Here is a 23,146-nt window from a genome sequence, read left to right as displayed (position 1 = left end):
CGGGTCCATCCTTCGGGCGTCTCAATTCCCAAAGCGCACTCATTGTTCAGACGCGGCCAGCCCAGTCCCTATATCTTGCCAGTCAGACTGGACATGCCATCCGGTCACACCGAGACCATTGATGGTGTTCGGTGGGGCCTGGTCGATGAAATCGCCCTGGACCCACAGGCCATGCGCGCCAAGCCCCGCATGTATGGGGAGCACCTGAGTGATTGGGCAGCCTGGATGTTTGTGCTGTGCACAGATACCTGGCGTTTCATGACACCCTTCAACCGCCATGTGCTCACCCGCAGCAGCCGGGTAGACAGCGAGGGCTTTACCGCCTTGTCTTTGCCGCTCACCAAGGCGCGTCAGATGCACTTGGTTGCCGGGTCATGTCTGGTGCCATGGCATGAATCGCCGCTCAGCGCCCAGATGGTGCTGCGCATCAACGCTCACCCAGGCGGACCACTTTGGACCAACCTACAAGTGGATGAGTACGTAACTTATGCCAAGCCAAGTGACGCATTGACCCAGCATGCCCACACCATTACCCGGCTGCACGAACGCATGCCCAAGCTCACCGTGCAAGCACCGTCAGAGGTTGCTACAGACCAGTGGGTGGAGCTCGAAATCCGGGCTTCAGAGCCCGCCGATGCCTGGCTGCATGTGCACGCCGTCTCGGGTTATGTCCCACACCAACGCGTCCGCATGGTTGCAGGAAGGGCCCAAATTCGGGCTCTGGCCTTGGGGCTGCTTGCCGGAGAAAACCTACACCTTCAATTTGGATTCGGGGCCGTCACCGCACTGGCCCAAGGAGTGATTCATGTCATTTGATGCATCAGCGCATGCCCCGCCATCCATCATGGCGGTGGCCACACAAGCCAGTCCGCATCCGTTCGCGTCAGCCGATGCATCAAAAAATCACCCAACGTCACTCCAACGTTGGGTTTTTTCTTTATGGCCCAGCACCGTGTACGTCCAGCCCTCTGGCTTGTCGCCGGAAAGGCTTGAACGACTGGCAAAGGCCATCCTGCGGGAAGACGCCGAGCACCGCTGGGGGCTCGAGGCCTGGCAGTGCCGCAGCCATGACTTGCTGCAGGGGGGTGTATCCCCGGCAGATGGTCTGAATGACGTGCTGGCGGTGGTCCGTAAGCACCTGAATTCCATCTGGGGCACATACCGCTACCGTTTGAGTGCCCACATCATGCGCTGCCAGCCGGGCTTTCATGTGGCTGAGCACATTGCCAGCTCACGTGCGGGGCTCAACACGGTGTTGTTCTTGCAATCCGATTACCCAACGACCGACAGCCCCAATGTTCGAACGCCGGGTTGTATGGTCATTGGGAATCCGGCTAAACGGGTCAATGAAACCCTGTTGCCCTGGGAAACACCAGTGCATTTCCCGATCACGCCCCAGCCGGGCCTGCTTGTAACCATGCCTTTGTGCACGCCGCATGGTTACTTTCCGCTACGCACCCAGACGCGCGACACCCTGGCCATCGAGTTTCACTCGGTGGCAGAACCGGAGGCAGGACATGCTTGACGCCCGCAGTCCCGTTTCATTCGCCGATGGCGTTCTGGATCCGGGCGTAACGCAGGAGCTCGTCGATTGGCTGCAGCACCTTCAGTACCGTTACTACCGCATCACCAACAAAAACGAGCCGGAGCCATTTCCGATTTGGCACCGCGAATTATTGGGTCGGGACTGGCCCATCAACCAAGCATCGGACTACAGCTGCACGCCACAGTTTCTTCAGCAGCAGGCGGGCGTGCTCTCTGATGTTTGGCGGTCATGCATGCGGGCGCTGCTACTGCCCGTCATGACCCAGTGCCATGGCGTCTACGCCAATGCCAACACCCACGGCAATGAAGGCAATGTCCACATCGACAGCCAGCACCCGCTGGACAGGACCCTGTTGATCTACGGTGTGCGGCAGTGGCAAGCGGGGTGGGGCGGAGAAACAGTTTTCTACGACCAGGAGGATCGCCTGCTGGGCTCGGTCATGCCCGCGCCCGCTCGGGTGGTTTTCTTTGCTGGGCACATCCGCCATGGCGTCAACCCCATCTCCCGTGCCTGCCGTGATCTGCGGCCTGTCTTGGTGTTCAAAACGCGGCTGCATGAGCCGCAAAAGGCCCTTTCATGAAGTTTCAAATTCACGCCTTGCGCCAAGACGGCCGGAAAGTCTTGCTGCACTATGACAACCAGTTGTCCACGCTGACCTGGCAGGACGGCACACCCGTGGTGCCTGTTCAGCCCGGCAGTTTCCGGGATGCCACGGTGGTGTCGGTCAACCAACCTGGCCGCAAGGGCCAGGTGCGCATCCTCAAGATCAGCCTCGGGCTGTCTTGCAATTACGAATGCAGTTACTGCAACCAGCGCTTTGTGCCGCATGCGGATGCGAGTAACCCGAATGACATTGAGCCGTTCATCAGTCAGCTGACCGATGCGTTTCTTGAACCACCCGAGCGCATCGAGTTCTGGGGCGGTGAGCCCCTGGTGTACTGGAAGACGCTCAAGCCGCTGGCTGAACGTCTGCGTGACTTGTACCCGGACGCTCAATTCAGCGTCATCACCAACGGCAGCTTGCTGGACACGGATAAGAATGAGTGGCTTGACCGCATGGGGTTTTCTGTGGGTTTTTCACACGACGGTCCGGGCCAGTCGACCCGTGGACCCGATCCGCTGAATGACCCTGAGCAATACGCCGCCATCTTGGACCTGTATGCCCGATTGCATCCTCGGGACCGGATCAGCATCAACGCCATGGTCCATGCTGGCAACCAAAGCCGAGCGCAGATTCAGGCCTGGTTGCAGCAGCGGTTTGGCCAGGACGTGAATATCGGGGAGGGTGCTTTCATTGATCCCTACGACGAAGGCGGATTGGCGGCAACCTTGCAAACCCAGCAGGACCATGTGCGGTTCAGGGCCTTGGCCTACAAAGAACTGCGCCAGGGCCTGGCTTCGCGCATGTCGGTAGCGCAGCAGCGCATCATGGACTTTGTGCAGTCCATCCGTACTGCACGCCCAGCATCGTCTCTGGGCCAAAAGTGCGGCATGGACAAACCGGACAACCTGGCGGTGGACCTGCATGGCAATGTGCTCACCTGCCAGAACGTCAGCGCAGCTGCTATTGCGCCCAACGGCCAGCCCCACCAAATTGGCCATTTGTCCAATTTGCAGGCAGTCAAGATGCGCAGCGCTACGCACTGGAGCCACCGGACCGACTGCCCCAGTTGCCCGGTCCTGCAACTGTGCAAGGGTTCATGCATGTTCTTGCAAGGACCGCTGTGGGACGCGGGTTGCGATGCAGCCTATTCGGACAACGTACCGTTTTTGGCTGCAGCCCTCGAGTACCTCACGGCTTGCATTCCGTACTTCATCGACGGCGACTTCCGTGAAGACCGCAAAGACATCTTCGGGCAAGTCCATGGAGTCCCGGAACAAAGTACCAGACGCGTGATTCCGATCCTGGCCTACGACCGAACTGTCGCAGCCTGAGTCTAAACACAGTTAATTTACCACTCAACCCAACTTCTACCCGCCTGGCTTCGGTCAGAGCGGGTTTTTCACTTTGGAGAAACGTATGCCTGAACCGACAAGCTCTGGCGTGGCAGGGGCGGCCGTCGCCTACAAGGCCTTTGGCGGCACCGCTGCAGCGGTGGCCAGTGGGGCCACTTTGGCCGCCGTGGTGGTCATGCTCATGACGCCACCGCGTGACAAACGCGAATGGGCCGTGGGGCTCATCAGCACGGTGGTCTCCAGCATTGGGGGCGGAGCCATCACGGTGGAGCATTTTCACCTGCACCACTGGGCGTTTTCTACGGTGGGTCTCTGCGCCCTGGGCGGGCTCATGTTCGCCTGTGGCTTGCCTGGCTGGGCCATGGTGCGCTGGGTGTTCAACTTCATCGGTCAGCGCCGTGATGCCTCCATTGACCAGGTGGCCAAGGACGTGAAGGAGATGCTGTGAAACCGCAAGACTTCATCGCGCTCATCGGTCCAGCTGCCCAAGCCAGCCGCTTGCAGACAGGCATCCCCGCCAGCTTCGTGGTGGCCCAAGCCGCCCTGGAATCCGGCTGGGGTGAGTCGGGCTTGGCCAAGCGGGCCATGAACCTCTTTGGCATCAAGGCCGATCGCAGCTGGGCGGGCCCGCGCATCACCCTCAACACCCGCGAGTTTCTGAACCAGCAGTGGGTGGTCATCCCAGCGGACTGGCGTGCCTACCCCGATTGGCAGGCCTGCTTGGTAGACCATGGGCGGTTTTTGCGTCGGAACAAACGCTACGCCGCCTGTTTCGCCTGCTCCACAGGCAAAACCTTCGCCCAAGCCGTGGCCAAGGCGGGCTATGCCACCGATCCGCGCTATGCAGACAAATTGATCGCCATGATCGACAAGTACCAGCTCGAAGCGCTGGACCCACCGCTGAACCTATCACCGGAGGCCACATGAGTTCGTGGCTATTACCTTGGCTTGGTGCCTTGCCCCTGCGATGGATCGTTGCAAGCCTGCTGGCTGCAGGCCTGTTTGGGGCAGGCTTCCGGCAGGGACAGCAGGATGTCCAGCAAGCGTGGGACGCCGAGCGGCAGCAACATCAAACCTCCGCCTTGAACCAATCCCTGCATGTGGCCCAGATCCAAACCCAGCAAGAACGCATCAACCAGAAGATCTCGACCGACTATGAAACTCGGAAATCCATATTGGCGCGCCGTGCCCCTGTGCTGCGCGATGGCGCTCTCAGCCTGTGCGTCCCGGCCAGCCATACAACCGATTCAGTGCCCGCCAATGCCGAGCTTGCCCCCAGCGCTGATGAAGCCACCACCAACCCTGTACCTGATTCCGCCCGAGATGCGGGCGCCATCGGCTGCGAGCAATTAGCCCGCGATGCGACCGAAACCACGCTCATGGTGTTGTCGTTTCAGCGCTGGTATGTCGAACAATCCAAAGCGCAGGCCACGGCACAGCCCGCAGTGCCCGAACCTTGATCATTTCCAGACCCCGTCTGCGTTCACCATCCCCAGCGGGGTGGTGGGCCGCAGGCGGGGTCTTTTCTCGTTTCTGGCGTAGATCTGCCAGTGTCGCTTTCAGGTCTGTGCCAGCCGTCTGTTCCGCTTGACTTGTTTGTCCGGCAGAGCGTTCATGCAAGCATGAATGACAAGAGCAACAACTCATGACCCCACGGCTGCTGACGACCCAAGAAGCTGCCGAGCGCTTGGGCCTGACTCCCGGCAGTTTGCAGGAGCTGCGCTGGAAAGACGATGGGCTGCCCATATTCCAGAACGGCCTGTCCGTTCACTACAGGGTGGAAGACCTGGAGGCGTTTGAACAGCGCGAGTTGCGGACCCTGCTGAAGCAGGTGCTGCAACGCGAGCGGCCACTGCCTCTGATCCGGGCCATTGCTCGCTCGCTCGACTTGAGTGTCAACACCCAAGGTATAGAAAGCAACCCCGAGGTCTTCAAACCCGCCGCGCGGCAAGACTTGAAGCCAGCCCCCAAGGTCAAGGGTGCGGCCCCATACCAACAGAGGAACCGGCTCAGGCGCCACCAGCGAAAGTCACGGCAGTCATTGACCTGAGCCTGCAGCCTAACCACGCTTGGTACCTGGTCCACACCAAGGGCAGGCAGGAAGACACGGCACTCACCAACCTGCAGCGGCAGAACTTTCGGTGCTACATGCCCATGTTGTATGCGGAGAAGGCCCGCCGGGGCAAGCCGGTGGTCGTGGCCGAGCCCATGTTCCCCAGCTACGTGTTCGTGCAATTGGATGCCACAGGCAATGGCCAGAGCTGGTCACCCATCCGCTCCACGCTGGGCGTGCGCGAACTCGTCAAGTTTAGTGGTCACCCGGCCAAGGTCGATACCGATCTGATCACCAGTCTGCACGAGCGTGAGCAGCTCCAGCAATCCAATCCCAAGGCGCTCTTTGCCGCAGGGGACAAGGTGGTCATAACCGATGGCCCATTTACAGGCATCGAAGCGATTTACCAAACCGCCGATGCGGAGCGGCGCTCCATGATTCTGCTGTCCATGCTCAACAAGCCGGTGCCCATGCGCATCGAGCCAGGCAAGTTGCGTAAATGTGGCTGATCGCAAAAATTCTGCGCACAGCGTCCAAATATGACTTGATAGCTCTTGGCCTTCGAAGCCAACATGGTCTGCACGAACAGAACCCAGCAGTACCTCAGATCTCCATGCATCAAGAAGAACCACCCAAATCATTCAGAGCCGCGCAGTACGTGCGCATGTCCACAGAACATCAGCAGTACTCAACACACAACCAGGCCGACAAGATCCAGGAATACGCCGATCGGCGCGGCATCGAGATCGTGCGCACCTATGCCGACGAAGGTAAAAGCGGCCTGTCCATCGATGGTCGCGCCTCTCTGCAGCGACTGATCCACGACGTCGAAACTGGCAACACTGACTTCAGCCTGATCTTGGTCTATGACGTCAGTCGCTGGGGGCGGTTTCAGGATGCGGATGAGTCGGCCTATTACGAATACATCTGTAAGCGCAAGAACATCCACGTGGCCTATGTAGCCGAGCAGTTTGAAAACGATGGATCACCGGTCTCCACCATCGTTAAAGGCGTCAAACGTGCCATGGCAGGGGAGTACAGCCGCGAGCTCTCTGCCAAGGTCTTTGCCGGCCAATGCCGCCTGATCGAGATGGGGTTTCGGCAGGGTGGCACCGCAGGTTATGGCCTGCGCAGGGTGCTGATTGACCAAACTGGCACCATCAAAAGCGAGCTCAAGAACGGCGAGCACAAGAGCCTGCAGACCGACCGTGTCATCCTCATGCCCGGCCCCGAGCATGAAATCGCCACGGTCTTGCAGATGTTCCGTTGGCTTCTGGAGGAGGATGCCTCATTTGGGGACATCGCCAACCGGCTCAATTCGCAAGGCATTCGCACCGACTTTGACCGGCCCTGGACCTACAGTACCGTGCGTCAGGTCCTGACCAACGAGAAGTACATCGGTAACAACGTCTACAACCGGCAATCCTTCAAGCAAGAAGCTGCACGTCAAGAACCCACCCGGCATGTGGATCCGCAAAGAGGGTGCGTTTGAAGGCATTGTGCCGCTCGACATTTTTCTGAAAGCGCAGGAGGTCCTGTCCGAGCGCACCCGCCGTTACAGCGACGAAGAGCTGCTGGCCCACCTCAAGCAGCTGTATGCCGAATGCGGAACCCTCTCGGGTTTCATCATCGACCAGGCGCCCGGTATGCCCTGCGCTCTGACATATTCGCTGCGTTTTGGCAGCCTAACCCGGGCCTATGAGTTGGTGGGCTTTCACACCACTCGTGACCAGGGCTTCATCGAAATCAACCGGCGTCTGCGCCAACTACACCCCGAGATCGTGCGCCGTACCGAAGAAACCATTGCCGAGTTGGGTGGCAGCGTGCGCCGGGATAGAAAAACCGACTTGCTCACCCTCAATGACGAGCTGGTCATCAGCCTGGTGCTGGCGCGCTGCCACACCTTGCCCAACGGTCAACACCGCTGGCGCATCCGGTTCGACACCGAACGCTTCAACCCAGACATCACGGTCGCGGTGCGGCTTGACCCGCAAAACGCGAGCGAACTGGACTACTACCTGCTGCCCCGCCTTGACCTGCCTGACCAGGAAATCCGTGTCTGCAACCGCAACAGCGCCAACTTCGAGTGCTTCCGGTTTGACGACCTGAACTTCTTTTATGGCATGTCCGAGCGGCAGCGGCTCCAGCGCAAGTTTTAACCCCCTGAAAGGACCCAATCCATGCATACCACCCCAACCCACACGCCAAGGAGGCCCACATGATGACCGACACCCCAGAAAATGTCAGTATGGTGCCCATTGCGCGCATCGAGGTGCTCAACTCCCGTGACCGCAACATGAAGGTCTTTGAGGAGATCGTCGAGAGTATCCAGCTCATCGGCCTCAAAAAGCCCATCACCGTGGCCGAGCGGGCCGGTGAAGATGGCCAGCCCAAATACGTGTTGGTCTGTGGGGAAGGGCGCTTGAATGCCTTCCGTATCCTGGGCGAGACGCACATCCCCGCCCTGGTGGTGGACGTGAGCGACGAAGACGCCTTCATCATGAGCCTGGCCGAAAACATCGCCCGGCGGGGTTACCGGCCGCTGGAGATCCTGGCCGACATTGAGCTGCTGCGTGAGCGGGGCTACACGGCGGATGTGATCATCCAAAAGACGGGCCTGTCCCCCAAATACGTGCGCGACATCGTCTTTTTGCTGGAGCAGGGCGAAGAGCGCCTCATTGAGGGCGTACAGCGCGGCTCCATCCCGCTCACCACCGCCCTAGAGATTGCTCGCGCCAGTGCCAACGATCCGCAAAATACCAGTGGGGAAGGTGGCGAATCCAACCTGGGTGACCTGCTGCAAGAGGCTTATGAAAACGGCCAGCTCAAAGGTCGCCAGATCATCGAGGCCAAGCGCCTGATTGAAAAGCGCCAAGAGTTGGGCCCGTCATCGCCCAACGCTGCCCAAATCAAGCCGCCCACCTCCAGCTACAGCCTGGTGCGCACCTACCAAAAAGAGGTGGAGCGTCAGCGCAAGATGGTCCTCAAAGCCGAACACGCCCACCAGAGGCTCCTGCTGGTGGTGCAGGGCCTCAAAAAACTCTTTGCCGACGAAAACTTTGTGACCCTGCTGCGTGCCGAGGGGCTGGACTCCCTGCCCAAGTACCTGGCCGAACGCATCAACCACTTTGAAGGAGCACCCGCATGAACCCCAGCAGCAACGCCCAACCCAAAATCGCCGAAATGTACCCCGGGATCTACCAGCCCACCAACCAGACCGAAGGGGAGGGCGGACCCGATCTGCCCATGCAGCCCCTCAACACCCTGCTGGGCTTCGACTTGGAGACCTACCAGGTGCCGTTGGATCACCTGCTGCCCAGCAAAAAGATCATGGACGGCACCATGAGCACCCGCAAATACAAGCAGGTGGTCTCGTCCATCCACGAAATCGGCCTCATCGAACCACTGTCTGTCATCCAGCCCGACCCCAAAAAGCCGGAGTTCCTGCTTCTGGATGGCCACCTGCGTGTGCTTGCGCTTAAAGAGCTGGGTATGGACACCGCCCCTTGCCTGCTGGCTCATGATGAAGAGACTTACACGTACAACCACCGGATCAACAGACTCTCGACGGTGCAAGAACACTACATGCTGCGCCGCGCCATCGACCGAGGCGTCAGCCGCGAGCGTCTGGCACGGGCTTTTAACGTCAACCTCAGCTCCATCAACCGCCGCATCAACCTGCTCGAAGGCATCTGCCCCGAAGCTATTGACTTGCTGCAAGACAAGCAATTCACCCCAGACGTCACCCGCATTCTGCGTAACATGAAGGCCGCACGGCAAGTGGAAGCGGTGGAGCTGATGGTGGCCAGCAACACCATCACCGTGGCCCATGCTGAGGCTTTGCTCAAAGCCACGCCGCCCGAGCAGCGGGCTGACCTGAAACCTGCCGAACGTGACAAAACCTCGCCCATCGAGCAGATCGTCAAGCTCGAGAAGGAAATGAGCCAGGTGCAGACCCAGTACAAGGACGCAGAGCAGAACTACGGCTCCGACCTGCTCAATCTGGTCGTGGCCAAGGGCTACCTCACCAAGCTGCTGGCCAACGAGGCCGTCAAAAGCTACATCCAGCGCCACGAGCCAGAGATCCTGGAGCAGTTTGAGCTGGTGGTGAACACCGTCAGCATGGAAGAGGCCGTCCAGCAGCAGGCAGACACCACCCCGGTAGACGCCAGCGAAGCGACATAACCTTGATGTTTTCGATAAATATTTTGCTGTTGTCACGGAAAATTCATTTGATAGAACTTAAAATCGTGCGAATCCGTACAAACGTTCCCCTGCGGAACAGCTCCTAACGCGCTTGCCGATCGTGACACGGCATGGCGGTAGCGTGGCCAAATCTCCTCATATGCCCAGTCGCCGATCTCAACTTCAGGAAGACACCTACTTCCGAGTCTTGCGCATGCTGCAAGAAAACCCCGACATGACTCAGCGCGAGATTGCAGAAAAACTGGGCGTCAGCACCAGCGGGCTTAACTACTGCCTGAAAGCACTGATCGACAAGGGTTGGGTCAAGGTGCATAACTTCAGCCATAGCAAGAACAAATTTGGGTACATCTACGTGCTTACGCCGCAAGGTATTGCAGAAAAGGCCCTGCTGGCAGGCCGATTCCTGAAGCGAAAGATGACAGAGTACGAACAACTTCAGTTTGAAATTGAAGCTCTCAAGCTCGAAATGAGCAGCCCTGGTGGTGATGGCCAGAAAGTGCAAAACGCATGATTCAAGTTACCCCTGTCATTCTCTGCGGCGGCTCTGGCACCCGTCTGTGGCCACTGTCGCGTACCGGGTTTCCTAAACAATTCCTCTGTCTGACCGGTAACGAAAGCCTCTTCCAGCAAGCAGCACAGCGCCTGAGCCAGTTGGGTAACTCAGACATTGCAGTGGCCAATCCCATCATCGTCACAGGTGAAGAGCACCGCTTTTTGGCTGCTGAGCAACTGCGCGAAGCAGGCATAGAGCTGGGTAGCGCTTTGCTCGAACCAGTTGGACGCAACACTGCACCGGCCCTTACTTTGGCAGCCCTGGCGGCCACGGAAGGTGGCGCAGACCCAGTGCTGGTAGTGACGCCTGCAGATCAAACGGTGGTCAATGCAGCGGCCCTCACTGTTGCCTTGCAACAAGCAGTGGCTGAGGCTGCCGACGGTAGCATCGTCATCCTGGGTGTAACACCGGACAAGCCAGAAACGGGTTACGGCTACATCCAAACCGCCCAAGCTTCGTCATTGCGAGGCAAAGCCGAAGCAATCCAGTTAGTCCAACGTTTCGTCGAAAAGCCCGACGCCGCCACAGCCCAAACCTACCTCAAAGAGGGCGGCTACTTCTGGAACGCTGGTATTTTCGTGCTCAAAGCCTCTGTTTGGCTCAAGGCCCTTGGGCAATTCCGTCCAGACATCCTGCAGGCCACTCAGGCCGCCTGGGACAAGCGCAGCGCAGACAACCAATTTGTGCGCCCAGGCAAGGCTGAATTCGCTGCCATTCCGGCCGAATCCGTCGACTACGCTGCCATGGAGCACTGTCCGGGCAGCGGTTTCCCTATCAAAATGGTCCCGCTCGATGCTGGCTGGAACGACCTGGGTGCATGGGACGCAGTCTGGAATGTTTTGCCAAAGGACAAAGCTGGTAATGCCCATTTGGGCGACGTACTGACCACTGACAGCAAAAACACCTTGGTGCACGCTACGAGCCGCCTTGTCAGCTTGGTCGGCGTAGAAAACCTGATCGTGGTGGAAACGCCCGATGCCGTGCTGGTAGCAGACAAAAACCGCAGTCAGGATGTCAAACACATCGTCACCCAGCTGCAGAAAACGAAACGCGAAGAGCACACCCTGCACCGCAAAGTGCATCGCCCGTGGGGTTGGTACGACAGCATCGACGAGGGTGGCCGCTTCAAGGTCAAGCGCATTCAGGTCAAGCCCAAAGCCAGTTTGAGCCTGCAAAAGCACCACCACCGCGCCGAGCACTGGATCGTGGTGACCGGCACCGCCGAGATTACTAACGGCGACAAGGTTCTTACCCTGACAGAAAACCAATCCACCTACATTCCGCTGGGTGAGGTACATCGCCTGGCCAACCCCGGGACGATCCCTTTGGAAATCATCGAGGTTCAGTCGGGCAGCTATTTGGGCGAAGACGACATCGTCCGTTTTGAAGACACCTACGGACGAGTGCATTCATGACCCAACACCCAAAAATCTACGTCGCTGGCCACCGGGGCATGGTGGGCTCGGCCATCGTGCGCCAGTTGCTAGTTCAGGGCCAACCGGCCGAACGCATCGTCACCCGCACCCATGCCGAACTGGACCTGACGAATCAGGCCGCCGTCAACGCTTTTTTTGCTGAAGAAAAGCCCGACCAGGTCTACTTGGCCGCCGCGAAGGTGGGTGGCATCTACGCAAACAACACATATCCAGCCGAATTCATCTATCAGAATCTGATGATGCAGGCTAACGTCATCGACGTGGCCTTCCGCAATGGCGTGCAAAAGCTGCTGTTCCTTGGCTCAAGCTGCATTTATCCCAAGCTGGCCGAGCAGCCCATGCGGGAAGATGCCTTGCTGACAGGCACGCTGGAAACCACCAACGAGCCTTACGCCATTGCCAAGATTGCTGGCATCAAGCTCTGCGAAAGCTACAACCGACAGTACAGCACCAGCCACGGGGTGGACTACCGCAGCGTCATGCCCACCAACCTCTACGGCCCCGGTGACAACTACCACCCGGAAAACTCTCACGTCATCCCGGCACTGATTCGTCGCTTCCATGAAGCCAAGGCCAGCCAGGCACCGACCGTCACCATCTGGGGCACAGGCACACCTAAGCGCGAATTCTTGTACGTGGACGACATGGCAGCGGCCAGCGTGCACGTCATGAACCTGCCTAAAGCCACTTACGAACAACACACCCAGCCCATGCTGAGCCACATCAACGTCGGCTGGGGGCAAGACGTGACCATTCTGGAAGTGGCGCAAGCCGTGGCCCAAACGGTGGGCTACACCGGCCAAATCCTCACCGACCCGACCAAACCCGACGGCACCCCACGCAAGCTCATGGACAGTTCGCGCCTCAACGCCCTGGGCTGGAAAGCGCAAGTAGCGCTGGAAGATGGCCTCAAAGCGGCATACAAAGACTTTTTAAAGAAATACGCTACTCAGGATTGAAGGGAAATACCGTGTCAAAAACTCCAAAAGTTGCTCTTATCACCGGCATAACTGGCCAAGACGGTTCATACCTCGCTGAATTTCTTCTGGAAAAAGGCTACATCGTCCATGGCATCAAGCGCCGTGCCAGCAGCTTCAACACCCAGCGCGTAGACCACATCTACCAAGACCCGCATGTGGACAACGCTAACCTCAAACTGCACTACGGCGACCTGAGCGACACCAGCAACCTGATACGCATCGTCCAAGAAACCCAGCCCGATGAAATCTACAACCTGGGCGCACAGAGCCACGTAGCCGTGTCATTCGAGTCCCCCGAATACACCGCCGACGTAGATGCCATGGGCACTCTGCGCATACTGGAAGCTATCCGCATTCTGGGCCTGGAAAAGAAAACCCGTTTCTACCAAGCCAGCACCAGTGAGCTGTATGGTCAGGTGCAAGAAATCCCCCAAAAGGAAACTACCCCCTTCTACCCCCGCAGTCCCTACGCAGTGGCCAAAATGTACGCCTACTGGATCACTGTCAACTACCGCGAAGCCTATGGTATCTATGCCTGCAACGGTATCTTGTTCAATCACGAAAGCCCACGTCGAGGCGAAACTTTTGTTACCCGCAAAATCACCCGCGGCATGGCCAATATCAGCCAAGGCCTGGAAGACTGCTTGTACATGGGCAACATCGACGCCCTGCGCGACTGGGGCCACGCTAAAGATTATGTGCGCATGCAATGGATGATGCTGCAGCAAGACAAAGCTGAAGACTTTGTGATTGCCACTGGTGTGCAATACAGCGTTAGGCAATTCATTAGGTGGACTGCTGAGGAGCTAGGGATTACCCTCGCCTTTGAGGGTAAGGGCGTTAATGAAATCGCTATTGTCAAAGCAATAACTGGCGACAAAGCACCTGCCATCAAAGTTGGTGACGTTATTGTAAAAATTGACCAGCGCTACTACCGACCCACAGAAGTCGAAACATTGCTAGGTGACCCTAGTAAAGCAAAAGTCAAGCTAGGATGGACACCTGAAATTACGGCACAAGAGATGTGTAAAGAAATGCTCGCCTGCGATTTAGCACAAGCGCAACAGCACGCACTGCTAAAGGCTAATGGCTATAAGGTGAATGTGAGCGTCGAATATAAATAGCAGCGTACATGAACTAATTCGGAAATTTTTGTGAGTCTATCCATATATTTAGATGACTTGGTAAATTCAAATCTGCCATTTATCATAAAGGAAGATGCCGCCGATCCAATTGTTTCGGTGGTTTTAGCTGTAAATCGCGACGATGGGTTTCTTAAATCTGCCATTGAAAGCGTCCTCACTCAATCGATGGCGAGTCTTGAGCTCCTAATTATTGCAAATAACTGCAGCGATGAACTCTGGGTTAACCTGCAAAAGGAAGCCGTGAAGGATGCCCGCGTACGCCTTTTGCGAACGCCGCTAGGCCAATTACCATACAACTTAAACGTTGGATTGCACCATGCCCGAGGCGAGTTTATTGCGCGTATGGATGCGGACGATATTGCATTGCCCCAACGTCTAGAGCGACAGTTGTGCTTCCTTCGTGACAACCCCGCCATCAGTGTTGTCGGAGGTAACTACCAAATCATCGACGAGCACGATAAAGTTATTGACCGCCCAGTTCCGTTGCGACTCGACCCCGAAAGGATCCACGAGCGTCTGCCCTTCGAAACTTGCATGGGACATCCATCAGTCATGATGCGCCGCGCTGATGTACTTAAGGTGGGCGGGTATGCCTACGGTCTGTTTGCCGAAGATTGGGACCTCTGGTTGCGCATGCGACGTGCGGGAATGCGATTCGCAAATATACCTGACCTAGTACTGCGTTATCGCATTCATTCAGGCCAGAGCACTTCGCTACAGGCTTGGCGCAGGAACATGGCAAACGTACAAGCGCTGCTTCTTCGTGAACTCATTCTGACAGGTAATCCGAAATTCTTGTTGTCAATGTTCAGACACTTCGGATTCCAATGCTTGGTGCTCGCAATTGCTTCGGTGCGTCGCTGGCATTGGAACTCAAAGCTTAGAACTTTTAGATGATCCGTTGCTTTATGTCCCTGGTATTAACGCGGGTCATTAGTTATGTAGTGACCTTTGTAACATTGGCTATTGTCGGACGTCTTGCACTAGGAAAAGCGGTTTCAGGCTTCCTTTTTGTGCAATCGTTGACCGCATTGCTATCGACCATAGTGAAGTATGGGTTGCATTTATCCGCAGTCCTGATGACTGCAGAGGCACTAACCGCTAAAACCTAGTGACGCACTTACTTGACCAGTTGTGACCTTTTTTGGTTGCGATTTTAAAAGAACAATCCCGTGATTAAAAAAGCCGTATTACCCATTGCAGGCCTGGGCACCCGTTTTTTGCCAGCCACCAAAGCCTCTGCCAAAGAAATGTTGCCAGTGGTTGATAAACCGCTTATTCAATATGCGGTTGAAGAAGCCTATGCTGCGGGCATTCGGCACATGATCTTTGTCACGGGTCGCACCAAGCGCAGCATCGAAGACCATTTTGATACTGCCTACGAGCTCGAGAACGAGCTTGAGCTGGCAGGCAAAACAGCCCTTCTGAGTTTGGCGCGCAGCATTGCACCCGACGACATGATCTGCAGCTACGTCCGCCAGCCCCGCGCCTTGGGCCTGGGCCATGCAGTGCTGTGTGCCAAAGAGCTTGTGGGGCAAGAAGCCTTTGCAGTGCTGTTGGCAGATGACCTCATGGTCGGTCAGCCATATGTAACTGCCCAAATGGTCAAGCAATATGCCAGTCTGCAAGCCAGCATACTGGCTGTGCAAGACGTACCTAAAGAGCATACTCAACGCTATGGTATTGTGAGCGGGAAAGGTGTGGCGGCCAACTTGGTCGATGTCGAAGACATTATCGAAAAACCCGCCCCCGAAGTGGCCCCCACTACACTGGCCGTGGCAGGGCGCTACATTCTCACCCCTGGCATTTTTAAAGAGCTTGAAAACATACCCCGTGGTGTCGGTGGCGAAATTCAGCTTACCGACGGCATAGCCCAGTTGTTGCGTCGCGAAAAGGTGTTTGCTTACCGTTACCAAGGCACCCGCTACGACTGCGGCAGTAAATTTGGCTTTTTGCAAGCCACGGTTGATTTGGCTGAAGTGCACCCAGAGGTGGGTGAAGAGTTCTCGACCTGGATTTCTCAAAGACAGAAACTTAAATTCGCAAGTATTTAATTTAATAATTAATTTTAATAAAAATGCATGTTAAAAGATAAGCGCGCTTGAGTAGCATTTACTTCATTCAAAAATTGCTAAATTAAATGACAATGTTGAAAAAATTAAAAACTTGTTTTAAAAAAATTAAAAAGGACTGAAAATGAATTTTGCAATTGTGGGTGCGGGGTTCACCGGCTCAGTATTAGCCCAAGAATTGGCCAAAGCTGGTCACAAGATAAACATTTTTGAGTCGCGCAATCATATAGGCGGAAACTGCTATTCCGAACGCGATGAAAAAACCGGTGTAATGCTTCATAAGTACGGCCCACATATTTTTCATACTGATAATGAATCTGTATGGAATTATGTGAACCAATATGCGGAATTCAAGCCATATATTAATCGTGTAAAGACTACATTTCAAGGTCGTGTATTTTCATTGCCGATTAATTTACACACTATTAACCAATACTATAATAAAACGTTAAGTCCATTTGAAGCTAAAGCTTTTATTCAATCCATTGCAAATAAAACTATCGAAGAACCCAGATCCTTTGAAGAACAAGCGTTAAAATATATAGGTAAAGATTTGTATGAAGCCTTTTTCAAGGGCTACACTATTAAACAATGGGGTCTAAGTCCAACCGAACTCCCAGCCAGCATACTTAAACGTTTGCCCGTTCGTTTTAATTATGATGACAATTATTTTAACCATAAATACCAAGGGATGCCAAAAGAGGGCTACACCCCGATCATTGAAGCATTACTGTCCCACGAAAATATTCAAATCCATATAAATACATCGTTCCAAGTCGAACAAGTAAAAGAGTTTGACCATGTATTTTACACAGGGCCGATTGATGCTTGGTTCAACTATGAAGAAGGGCGTTTAGGCTATAGAACGTTGGATTTTGTGCGTGAAGATCACGATGGTGATTATCAAGGTTGTGCAGTGATGAATTATGGTGAACAAGATGTACCCTACACGCGCATCACTGAACACAAATACTTTACACCATGGGAAACGCACGAACAAACAGTCATTTTTAAAGAATACAGTCGTGAATGCACGCAAGATGATATTCCCTATTATCCGATTCGCCTAGTAAACGAAAAGGCAATGCTTAATAATTACATAGATAAAGCCAAAGTACAAACCAATGTAAGCTTTTTAGGCCGTTTAGGCACATACCGATACTTAGATATGGATGTCACCATTGCCGAGGCATTGGATGCAAGTCAAAAAACCTTAAAAATAATTGCAGACAAAGCAACTATTCCCGCTTTTTTTGCTGAGCCGACTTGATGCTAAAAAAATTAAAAAAAAACTAACTGACACAGAAGAAAAAAAACGCCTTGTTGGCAATATATTTTCATTAGGACTCTTGCAAGGTGCAAATTATATTCTGCCTCTGCTCACTGTGCCTTATTTAGTGCGTGTTTTGGGGCCAGAATATTTCGGATTGCTAGCCTTTGCAGCAGCAACAATTAATTACTTTATGTTAACAACAGATTACGGCTTTAATCTATCCGCCACCCGACAAATATCTATTCATCGCGAGAATAATGATAAAGTCAATGAGATATTCAGTTCTGTGATGATGATAAAAGCTGTATTAATGGTGGTAAGTTTTCTGCTAATGTCTCTGCTTGTGTTTAGTTTTGAAAAGTTTAGCCAACATTGGCAAGTTTATTTCTTAACCTTTGGAATGGTTATTGGTCAAGTATTGTTTCCCGTTTGGTTATTCCAAGGAATGGAGCGAATGAAATACATTACCTACTTCAATATAGGGGCTAAAGTATTTTTTACCTTGTGCATATTTATTCTCTTGAAAGAAAAAGCCGATTATTTATTGGTCCCATTACTCACATCCATGGGATTTATTGTTGCTGGTATTTGGTCGCTCTATTTAGTGAGAAAGCAATTCAATGTGCGTTTTGTTTGGCAAACTGCTGCCACGATCAAGTTCCAGCTTGTAGAAGGTTGGCATGTGTTTTTTTCAAGTATGGCGATCAGTCTTTATACCATATCAACAACCTTTATATTGGGCTTGTTCACCAATAACATTTGCTGTGGGTTATTTCGCAGCAGCTGATAAAATTATTCAAGCCGTTAAAGGTTTATACCAACCAATTTCACAAGCTATTTATCCATTAATAGGTAAAAAAATACACGAAGACAAACAAGCGGGATTAGAGTTTATTCATAAAATAACTTGGGTTGTAGGCGCAGGAATGTTGATAATATCGGTTATTTTATTTTTATTAGCTGAGCAAATTGTCAGCCAATTACTTGGCAAACAATACCAGGAGTCAATTATACTTTTGAAAATTATGGCTTTCTTGCCATTTATAATTGCATTAAGTAATATATATGGTATTCAAACAATGCTTAACTTGGGATATAAGCAAGCATTCAGTAGAATTTTAGGTGCCGCGGCTATTATAGGAGTCGGGTTAAGTTTAATTCTAGTGCCAGTGTATGAAAATGTTGGTACAGTTTTTGCGTTGCTAGTTGTTGAAATTTTTGTAACTATTTCAATGTATATTTATTTAACAATTCGTTTAAAAGCATGACGATGATGAAAAAAGTAATGTTTTATTGCCATGTGTTTTACCCTCAAAATACAGGGTACTCGAATGCATTTCAGAACTTAATAAATTCTATTTTAGAAAATGATCTGGATCTAGAAGTTACAGTTATGACCCCTTTTCCTCTACCTAACGGTGAAGATGAGTTGGTGCGCGATAGACTTGAAGTTGTAAGGCTTTTCCCTAAAGTTAAGATACCAAAGTTACGGTATTTTCTAAATGATTATTTTTATGCCAAGCATGTTTCAAAGAAATTTAAAGATGAAAATTATGATTTATTAATTGTTGAAACTTTTGATAGGGCTGTTTTTGTCGATTCTCTTGATGATTTTATTTATGATAAAATGGCCGTGCGAATTCACTCAACAAGTGAGACTGAATATACATTTTTTAGCAATAGGTTAGATTACAGAATTGGTAAATTTTTGATAAAAAATTCGATATCTAAAAAAGTAAAATGGATTTTGTCAACCAACTCATTCCACATTGACTTCGTAAAGAAATATTATTTTGATGAAAATCTAATAAATATTGGAAATAAATCATTTTTTATTTTGCCGAATTCGGTAAAATTATTTCCTCCTGATAATTTTTCTCCTTCAGGTAAATTGAAGATTTTTAGTTTAGGTAGAATGGATATTTTGGGAAATAATCAAAAAGGGTTTACTGACTTTATTTATGCACTCAAAATTTTACCTAGGAGTGTGATTGATAGATTTGAAATTACAATAGTTGGTAAAGGTGATATGAGGAATGCGTTAATTAATCATTGTAAAAATATTAAAAATGTAGCATTTATAGAAGAAATGCCGCATAATGAAGTAATAACTACACTCAAGAATTCGGATGTGGTTTTTTTGCCAAGTCGTTATGAGGGTTTGTCTATGTTTGCCCTAGAAGGCTTAGCTACTGGTAATGCGTGTTTATTTTCTAGAGCTGGTGGCCTAATTGATATGTTCGATGATAATGGAATTTTGTTTGATCCTCAGAATATCGAGTCTATAGCTTCGGCGCTCACTGATTTATCTAATTTAGATTCTGAAAGTTTGGTTAAAATGAAGAAAAAATCTATAAATATATGTGAGATGAAGTTTTCTTCGAAAGTTGTAGCTCAAAAGTTTTCAACTATTTATGATGTAATAGTTACAGGTAATAAATAATGTTAGGCACAACAGGCATAATTAGGTTGTGTCGATTTTTAAGTGCAACACTAGGTTCTTTGAATTAAAGAATTGGGTTGGCTGATTTGTTACAACATCGATTTGTACACGCTGAAACTAACGCATCGTGCAGAAATCCAATTCGCTCAAAATGATAGCTACGCTACATTACCCTGGTCCATTGGTGGCAAGTGATCGGTCACAATACTCTAGGTTCTTGTTGTTTGCATCGTTGATTCTGTGCCTTTACGGGTTAGCAATCTTTTTCAAATGTCTGTCTTTTAATGCCCTGCAGTTGGCACATTTTGGTAAACTGCTACTGGCCACGAATCTGGTTGAGCTCACGCTGTGGTTCAGTATCAGCTTTGTGTATTACCAGGGTCGACGCGCTCATGTTGGTTTGATGTTGCTCTACACAGTCATGGCGATTTACGCATCTGTGCCCTTGGCTTTTCTGGCATTCGATCTCGAGATATTTTCGTTCGATACGGTGACGATTCAGCGAGCCATGCTTGCTCAGTCACTGGCATCTACACATTTGTTCCTGTTCGCACACCTGCTCATCACACCCCGTTTGGTTAGTCGCGTCGATAACACCATCGACCGGTTTCTAAATCAAAAGCGTCCGAAATTTTCGGGCGAAATCGTGGCCTCCCTGTTCGGGCTGGTCATCGCGTTAATTTATTACAAAAACTTTCATAGTTCAGGCGTGGCCGACATGGTCGGTTCAGCCTCTCGGGTCGTGATTTCCAAAGCGGTAGAAACAGGTAAGACGTGGCTGCTGCAGTACGTTTTCTTCGCGTGGCTGATGGCCGTCGCTGCCGTTTCGTTGTTTAGTGTCGAAAACCGCCCGACACCCTGGCTAGCCCGCGGCATCCAAATGGTCGCCGTCATGCTGTTCATGTACGCCTATATTGCTATTGGCAACCGCCGGGAACTGGCCATTTTATTAATTTTCCTGATCGTGCTGTCGATCTTCCGGAAGAAAAAATTACTGTTCGCAGTGGCTGCAGTGTCGTTCCCCGTGCTGCTAACGCTCGGTGTGTACCGGGCTCTGGAGGGCTCGGCCTTTGGCGAGTTAGACATCACCACCAACATGCTGAACCTGTTCGGCGAATTCATATTTCCGCATTACCCGTTGCTCTACTACTCAGAACAGGCGGGGCTGGAACAACAACTCGGGAGCAGCTATCTCAACCTGCCGCTGTATATCCTGCCCGGCTTCGAACTGTGGGAAAAGGCACAAAGTTTAGCTCAACAGTTTTCACTCGAGTATTCCAACGGTGATATGGGATACGCCATAACCCCACTTGCCGAGGGTTTTGTGAATTTTGGATGGCTGTCGGTCGTTTTTGTGCCGCTGCTGTTGACCTTGACCTTCCGTCTGTTTTTCCATTTGGCGCATTTGGTCCCGTTCGGCATCATGACCCTGATGTCTTTTCCACTCGATATTAGCCGGGGTGAGTTCACATCGATGGCATTGCAATGGATCATTTTCACGTTGACGCTGACCATGATTGCCAGGATTTATACGACCAACATTTTCCGAGGTTTGCGTTGAAACTATCTCTCATCCTGACCGGAGCAGAGCGGCATGCCGACATGCAGCGTTTCTTTCAGTCGCTGCTGGCACAACACGAACCGGCATGCACCATCGAACTCATCTTTGTCAATCAGGGCACATTCGAACCACCTCAAGCCGATCTGGCTGCACGTGGCATCACACTGCTGGAAATACGCACCGGTAGGCTCCCGCTGTCCAAAGCCCGTAATATTGGTTTAGCCGAAGCCAGTGGCGATTTATACGCCTTTCCCGATGACGATTGCTGGTATCCGGAGCGGCTGCTGGCTAATGTTATGGCGTACCTTACGCGGCGACCTGAACTCGATGCCATTAGCACGAATGTGTTTGATCCGCACACACAGCGCGCTTATGGTGACCGGCCAGTCGGCCTGGATTGCGAGATCCACTTCGGCAACCTGTTTCAGCTGCCTATATCAGTAGGCATCTTCGTGCGCCGCAGGGCTTTCGACGCCGCTGGCTTCTTCTTCGACGAACAGCTAGGTGCAGGTACGCCACTGGGCAGTGGTGAAGAAACTGATATGGTCTACCGGTTGCTGCGCACGGGCTCACGGATCGAGTACCTGGGAACACTGCAGGTCTACCATCCTGTCCCGGAGTATCAAGAGACAGACGTCACGAAATATTATAAATATGGTCTCGGTTTTGGTTATCTAAACGGTAGTATCGTGCGCACTGGGGAGCACCGCGTTATCAAACACCTGAGCTACGTGATGTGGCGCTCCATCGGCGGAGCCATTTTCAATTTGCACCGTCCGGTGCAGCGCCAGATTTATCTTAATCGGCTGTTCGGGGTGTGCCGTGGATTGATGCAGGGGCTGAGGAAAAATGCTGATTGTTGACGGCATCATTTATTCCCTTCAACGGCACGGTGGGATCACTGTTTACTTCAACGAATTGCTTCAGCGCATGAAAACCGAGGCAGAGGGTGATTGCCGGGTCGTGGTGTATGAAGGATCGGCAGTAAACGCCAAATTTATGCCTTGTGGTCACGAAACCCGCCCCACGCGTATGGCCGAACGGTACAGGCGCTGCTCGGTGCCGACACAGGCGAGCCTGTTCCATTCGAGTTACTACCGGCTGCCGGAGCGGAGCGTGCCGGTTGTTACAACGGTCCACGATTTCATCTACGAGCGGTTTGCTTCCGGTCCACGAAAATGGCTGCATAGCTGGCAGAAGTTCGCAGCGATCAGGGCGTCCCAAGCCGTTATCTGTATCTCTGAAAGTACGCGGCGCGATCTGCTGCAGTTTCTGCCAGATATCCGGCCAGAGCGATTGCATGTGGTCCACAACGGAGTCGGCAGCGCCTTTCATCCGCTGTCGCCGGACGTGATACCCAAGGGCGCAGCTCGGCCCTTTGTGCTGTTCGTCGGAGCACGCAGCGGATACAAGAATTTCATGCCCTTGGTGCAGGCGATGACTGGTCTGCGTGATCTTGATCTTGTCTGCATTGGTGGCGGTGCACTTACACCTCAGGAATCGGAGTTGGTAAAGCGTCAGCTAGCCGGACGCTTCGCGCACTACCTAGGTGTGTCGGATGCGCAGCTCAACCAGTTTTACAACGAAGCGTTCTGCCTGGCCTACCCGAGTGCCTACGAAGGTTTCGGAATTCCAGTTCTGGAAGCCATGCGCGCGGGCTGTCCGGTCATAGCGATGAACAGTTCTTCGATTCCTGAGGTGGCCGGTAATGCCGCACAGCTCCTGTCCGAAGCTAGCCCAGAAGCGCTTCGGGCGTCTATAGATCGCTGCATCAAATCGGACAACGGGAGCATTTTAGGAAGCTAGGCTTTCAGCGTGCAAGCGCTTTCTCATGGGACCGTACCTTTGCTCAGACGTGCAGAGTCTACGAAGCGGCGCTTGCTGGTTAAGTCGCAAAAGTGTTCAATTCGTTTTTTGAAAGG

At 52.7% G+C, this 23,146-nt stretch carries 23 protein-coding genes and 2 pseudogenes; all 25 read left to right on the top strand.

Features of this window, described 5'->3' with window-relative positions:
* Positions 1-93: 93 nt before the first annotated feature.
* The 25 genes and pseudogenes from LN050_06040 to LN050_05920 all read left to right on the top strand — a co-directional run bounded on the left by LN050_06040 (position 94) and on the right by LN050_05920 (position 23,030).
* A complete protein-coding gene (locus LN050_06040; GenBank protein UFS55416.1) occupies positions 94-816 on the top strand; it encodes a hypothetical protein in 723 nt (240 codons plus the stop codon).
* Positions 806-1,525 carry a hypothetical protein gene (locus tag LN050_06035; protein UFS55415.1) on the top strand — a complete coding sequence of 240 codons (720 nt, stop codon included), beginning with the start codon at positions 806-808 and terminating at the stop codon, positions 1,523-1,525. The genes LN050_06040 and LN050_06035 overlap by 11 nt, the downstream gene beginning before the upstream one ends.
* Positions 1,518-2,126, top strand: a complete 609-nt coding sequence (locus LN050_06030; GenBank protein ID UFS55414.1) for a 2OG-Fe(II) oxygenase — start codon at positions 1,518-1,520, stop codon at positions 2,124-2,126. Before LN050_06035 ends, LN050_06030 begins: the two co-directional genes overlap by 8 nt.
* Positions 2,123-3,481, top strand: coding sequence for an SPASM domain-containing protein (locus tag LN050_06025; GenBank protein UFS55413.1), 1,359 nt, complete (start codon positions 2,123-2,125; stop codon positions 3,479-3,481). Before LN050_06030 ends, LN050_06025 begins: the two co-directional genes overlap by 4 nt.
* Before the next feature lie 85 nt (positions 3,482-3,566).
* Positions 3,567-3,950: a hypothetical protein gene (locus tag LN050_06020; GenBank protein ID UFS55412.1), complete on the top strand. Its 384-nt coding sequence runs from the start codon at positions 3,567-3,569 to the stop codon at positions 3,948-3,950.
* Between the two features lie 71 nt (positions 3,951-4,021).
* A pseudogene (locus LN050_06015) lies at positions 4,022-4,429 on the top strand (glucosaminidase domain-containing protein).
* A complete protein-coding gene (locus tag LN050_06010) occupies positions 4,426-4,962 on the top strand; it encodes a hypothetical protein (GenBank protein UFS55411.1) in 537 nt (178 codons plus the stop codon). The pseudogene LN050_06015 and the gene LN050_06010 overlap by 4 nt, the downstream one beginning before the upstream one ends.
* A 185-nt stretch (positions 4,963-5,147) precedes the next feature.
* On the top strand, positions 5,148-5,552 hold the full coding sequence (locus LN050_06005) for a helix-turn-helix domain-containing protein (GenBank protein UFS55410.1): 405 nt from the start codon (positions 5,148-5,150) through the stop codon (positions 5,550-5,552).
* Positions 5,553-5,623: 71 nt separating this feature from the next.
* Positions 5,624-6,064: a transcription/translation regulatory transformer protein RfaH gene (gene rfaH / locus LN050_06000; protein ID UFS57342.1), complete on the top strand. Its 441-nt coding sequence runs from the start codon at positions 5,624-5,626 to the stop codon at positions 6,062-6,064.
* A gap of 104 nt (positions 6,065-6,168) precedes the next feature.
* Positions 6,169-7,714, top strand: a pseudogene (locus LN050_05995) (recombinase family protein).
* 62 nt (positions 7,715-7,776) lie between these two features.
* Positions 7,777-8,703, top strand: coding sequence for a ParB/RepB/Spo0J family partition protein (locus LN050_05990; GenBank protein ID UFS57341.1), 927 nt, complete (start codon positions 7,777-7,779; stop codon positions 8,701-8,703).
* Positions 8,700-9,740 (top strand): ParB N-terminal domain-containing protein, encoded by a 1,041-nt coding sequence (locus tag LN050_05985; GenBank protein ID UFS55409.1) that lies wholly within the window; start codon positions 8,700-8,702, stop codon positions 9,738-9,740. The genes LN050_05990 and LN050_05985 overlap by 4 nt, the downstream gene beginning before the upstream one ends.
* 214 nt (positions 9,741-9,954) lie before the next feature.
* Positions 9,955-10,272, top strand: coding sequence for a MarR family EPS-associated transcriptional regulator (locus LN050_05980; protein UFS55408.1), 318 nt, complete (start codon positions 9,955-9,957; stop codon positions 10,270-10,272).
* Positions 10,269-11,729 (top strand): mannose-1-phosphate guanylyltransferase/mannose-6-phosphate isomerase, encoded by a 1,461-nt coding sequence (locus LN050_05975; protein UFS55407.1) that lies wholly within the window; start codon positions 10,269-10,271, stop codon positions 11,727-11,729. Before LN050_05980 ends, LN050_05975 begins: the two co-directional genes overlap by 4 nt.
* The gene (locus LN050_05970) at positions 11,726-12,709 is read left to right on the top strand and encodes a GDP-L-fucose synthase (GenBank protein ID UFS55406.1); all 984 of its coding nucleotides are present in this window, start codon (positions 11,726-11,728) and stop codon (positions 12,707-12,709) included. Before LN050_05975 ends, LN050_05970 begins: the two co-directional genes overlap by 4 nt.
* Positions 12,710-12,720: 11 nt before the next feature.
* Positions 12,721-13,854, top strand: coding sequence for a GDP-mannose 4,6-dehydratase (gmd, locus tag LN050_05965; protein ID UFS55405.1), 1,134 nt, complete (start codon positions 12,721-12,723; stop codon positions 13,852-13,854).
* 30 nt (positions 13,855-13,884) lie between these two features.
* Positions 13,885-14,772: a glycosyltransferase gene (locus LN050_05960; protein ID UFS55404.1), complete on the top strand. Its 888-nt coding sequence runs from the start codon at positions 13,885-13,887 to the stop codon at positions 14,770-14,772.
* Positions 14,773-15,047: 275 nt separating this feature from the next.
* Positions 15,048-15,929 carry a UTP--glucose-1-phosphate uridylyltransferase GalU gene (galU, locus tag LN050_05955; protein ID UFS55403.1) on the top strand — a complete coding sequence of 294 codons (882 nt, stop codon included), beginning with the start codon at positions 15,048-15,050 and terminating at the stop codon, positions 15,927-15,929.
* A gap of 142 nt (positions 15,930-16,071) precedes the next feature.
* Complete coding sequence (gene glf / locus LN050_05950; GenBank protein ID UFS55402.1) at positions 16,072-17,217, top strand: UDP-galactopyranose mutase; 1,146 nt, start codon at positions 16,072-16,074, stop codon at positions 17,215-17,217.
* The gene (locus tag LN050_05945) at positions 17,201-18,007 is read left to right on the top strand and encodes an oligosaccharide flippase family protein (GenBank protein UFS55401.1); all 807 of its coding nucleotides are present in this window, start codon (positions 17,201-17,203) and stop codon (positions 18,005-18,007) included. Before glf ends, LN050_05945 begins: the two co-directional genes overlap by 17 nt.
* On the top strand, positions 17,985-18,488 hold the full coding sequence (locus LN050_05940) for a hypothetical protein (protein UFS55400.1): 504 nt from the start codon (positions 17,985-17,987) through the stop codon (positions 18,486-18,488). The genes LN050_05945 and LN050_05940 overlap by 23 nt, the downstream gene beginning before the upstream one ends.
* Positions 18,485-19,663 carry a glycosyltransferase family 4 protein gene (locus LN050_05935; GenBank protein UFS55399.1) on the top strand — a complete coding sequence of 393 codons (1,179 nt, stop codon included), beginning with the start codon at positions 18,485-18,487 and terminating at the stop codon, positions 19,661-19,663. The genes LN050_05940 and LN050_05935 overlap by 4 nt, the downstream gene beginning before the upstream one ends.
* Positions 19,664-19,880: 217 nt before the next feature.
* Positions 19,881-21,224, top strand: a complete 1,344-nt coding sequence (locus tag LN050_05930; GenBank protein UFS55398.1) for a hypothetical protein — start codon at positions 19,881-19,883, stop codon at positions 21,222-21,224.
* On the top strand, positions 21,221-22,087 hold the full coding sequence (locus tag LN050_05925) for a glycosyltransferase family 2 protein (GenBank protein UFS55397.1): 867 nt from the start codon (positions 21,221-21,223) through the stop codon (positions 22,085-22,087). The genes LN050_05930 and LN050_05925 overlap by 4 nt, the downstream gene beginning before the upstream one ends.
* Positions 22,074-23,030 (top strand): glycosyltransferase family 4 protein, encoded by a 957-nt coding sequence (locus tag LN050_05920; GenBank protein UFS55396.1) that lies wholly within the window; start codon positions 22,074-22,076, stop codon positions 23,028-23,030. The genes LN050_05925 and LN050_05920 overlap by 14 nt, the downstream gene beginning before the upstream one ends.
* The last annotated feature ends 116 nt before the right edge of the window (positions 23,031-23,146 follow it).

The organism is Comamonadaceae bacterium M7527 (genome assembly GCA_021044545.1).
Lineage (GTDB): Bacteria > Pseudomonadota > Gammaproteobacteria > Burkholderiales > Burkholderiaceae_C > RS62.
This window is presented reverse-complemented; position numbering and strand designations above follow the sequence as displayed.

What these genes read in the sequence shown, in the direction of transcription:
- LN050_06040 (UFS55416.1), top strand. Translation starts at nt 94, where the DNA reads ATGCCATCCGGTCACACCGAGACCATTGATGGTGTTCGGTGGGGCCTG.
- LN050_06035 (UFS55415.1), top strand. Translation starts at nt 806, where the DNA reads ATGTCATTTGATGCATCAGCGCATGCCCCGCCATCCATCATGGCGGTG.
- LN050_06030 (UFS55414.1), top strand. Translation starts at nt 1,518, where the DNA reads ATGCTTGACGCCCGCAGTCCCGTTTCATTCGCCGATGGCGTTCTGGAT.
- LN050_06025 (UFS55413.1), top strand. Translation starts at nt 2,123, where the DNA reads ATGAAGTTTCAAATTCACGCCTTGCGCCAAGACGGCCGGAAAGTCTTG.
- LN050_06020 (UFS55412.1), top strand. Translation starts at nt 3,567, where the DNA reads ATGCCTGAACCGACAAGCTCTGGCGTGGCAGGGGCGGCCGTCGCCTAC.
- LN050_06010 (UFS55411.1), top strand. Translation starts at nt 4,426, where the DNA reads ATGAGTTCGTGGCTATTACCTTGGCTTGGTGCCTTGCCCCTGCGATGG.
- LN050_06005 (UFS55410.1), top strand. Translation starts at nt 5,148, where the DNA reads ATGACCCCACGGCTGCTGACGACCCAAGAAGCTGCCGAGCGCTTGGGC.
- LN050_05990 (UFS57341.1), top strand. Translation starts at nt 7,777, where the DNA reads ATGACCGACACCCCAGAAAATGTCAGTATGGTGCCCATTGCGCGCATC.
- LN050_05985 (UFS55409.1), top strand. Translation starts at nt 8,700, where the DNA reads ATGAACCCCAGCAGCAACGCCCAACCCAAAATCGCCGAAATGTACCCC.
- LN050_05980 (UFS55408.1), top strand. Translation starts at nt 9,955, where the DNA reads ATGCTGCAAGAAAACCCCGACATGACTCAGCGCGAGATTGCAGAAAAA.
- LN050_05975 (UFS55407.1), top strand. Translation starts at nt 10,269, where the DNA reads ATGATTCAAGTTACCCCTGTCATTCTCTGCGGCGGCTCTGGCACCCGT.
- LN050_05970 (UFS55406.1), top strand. Translation starts at nt 11,726, where the DNA reads ATGACCCAACACCCAAAAATCTACGTCGCTGGCCACCGGGGCATGGTG.
- glf (UFS55402.1), top strand. Translation starts at nt 16,072, where the DNA reads ATGAATTTTGCAATTGTGGGTGCGGGGTTCACCGGCTCAGTATTAGCC.
- LN050_05935 (UFS55399.1), top strand. Translation starts at nt 18,485, where the DNA reads ATGACGATGATGAAAAAAGTAATGTTTTATTGCCATGTGTTTTACCCT.
- LN050_05920 (UFS55396.1), top strand. Translation starts at nt 22,074, where the DNA reads ATGCTGATTGTTGACGGCATCATTTATTCCCTTCAACGGCACGGTGGG.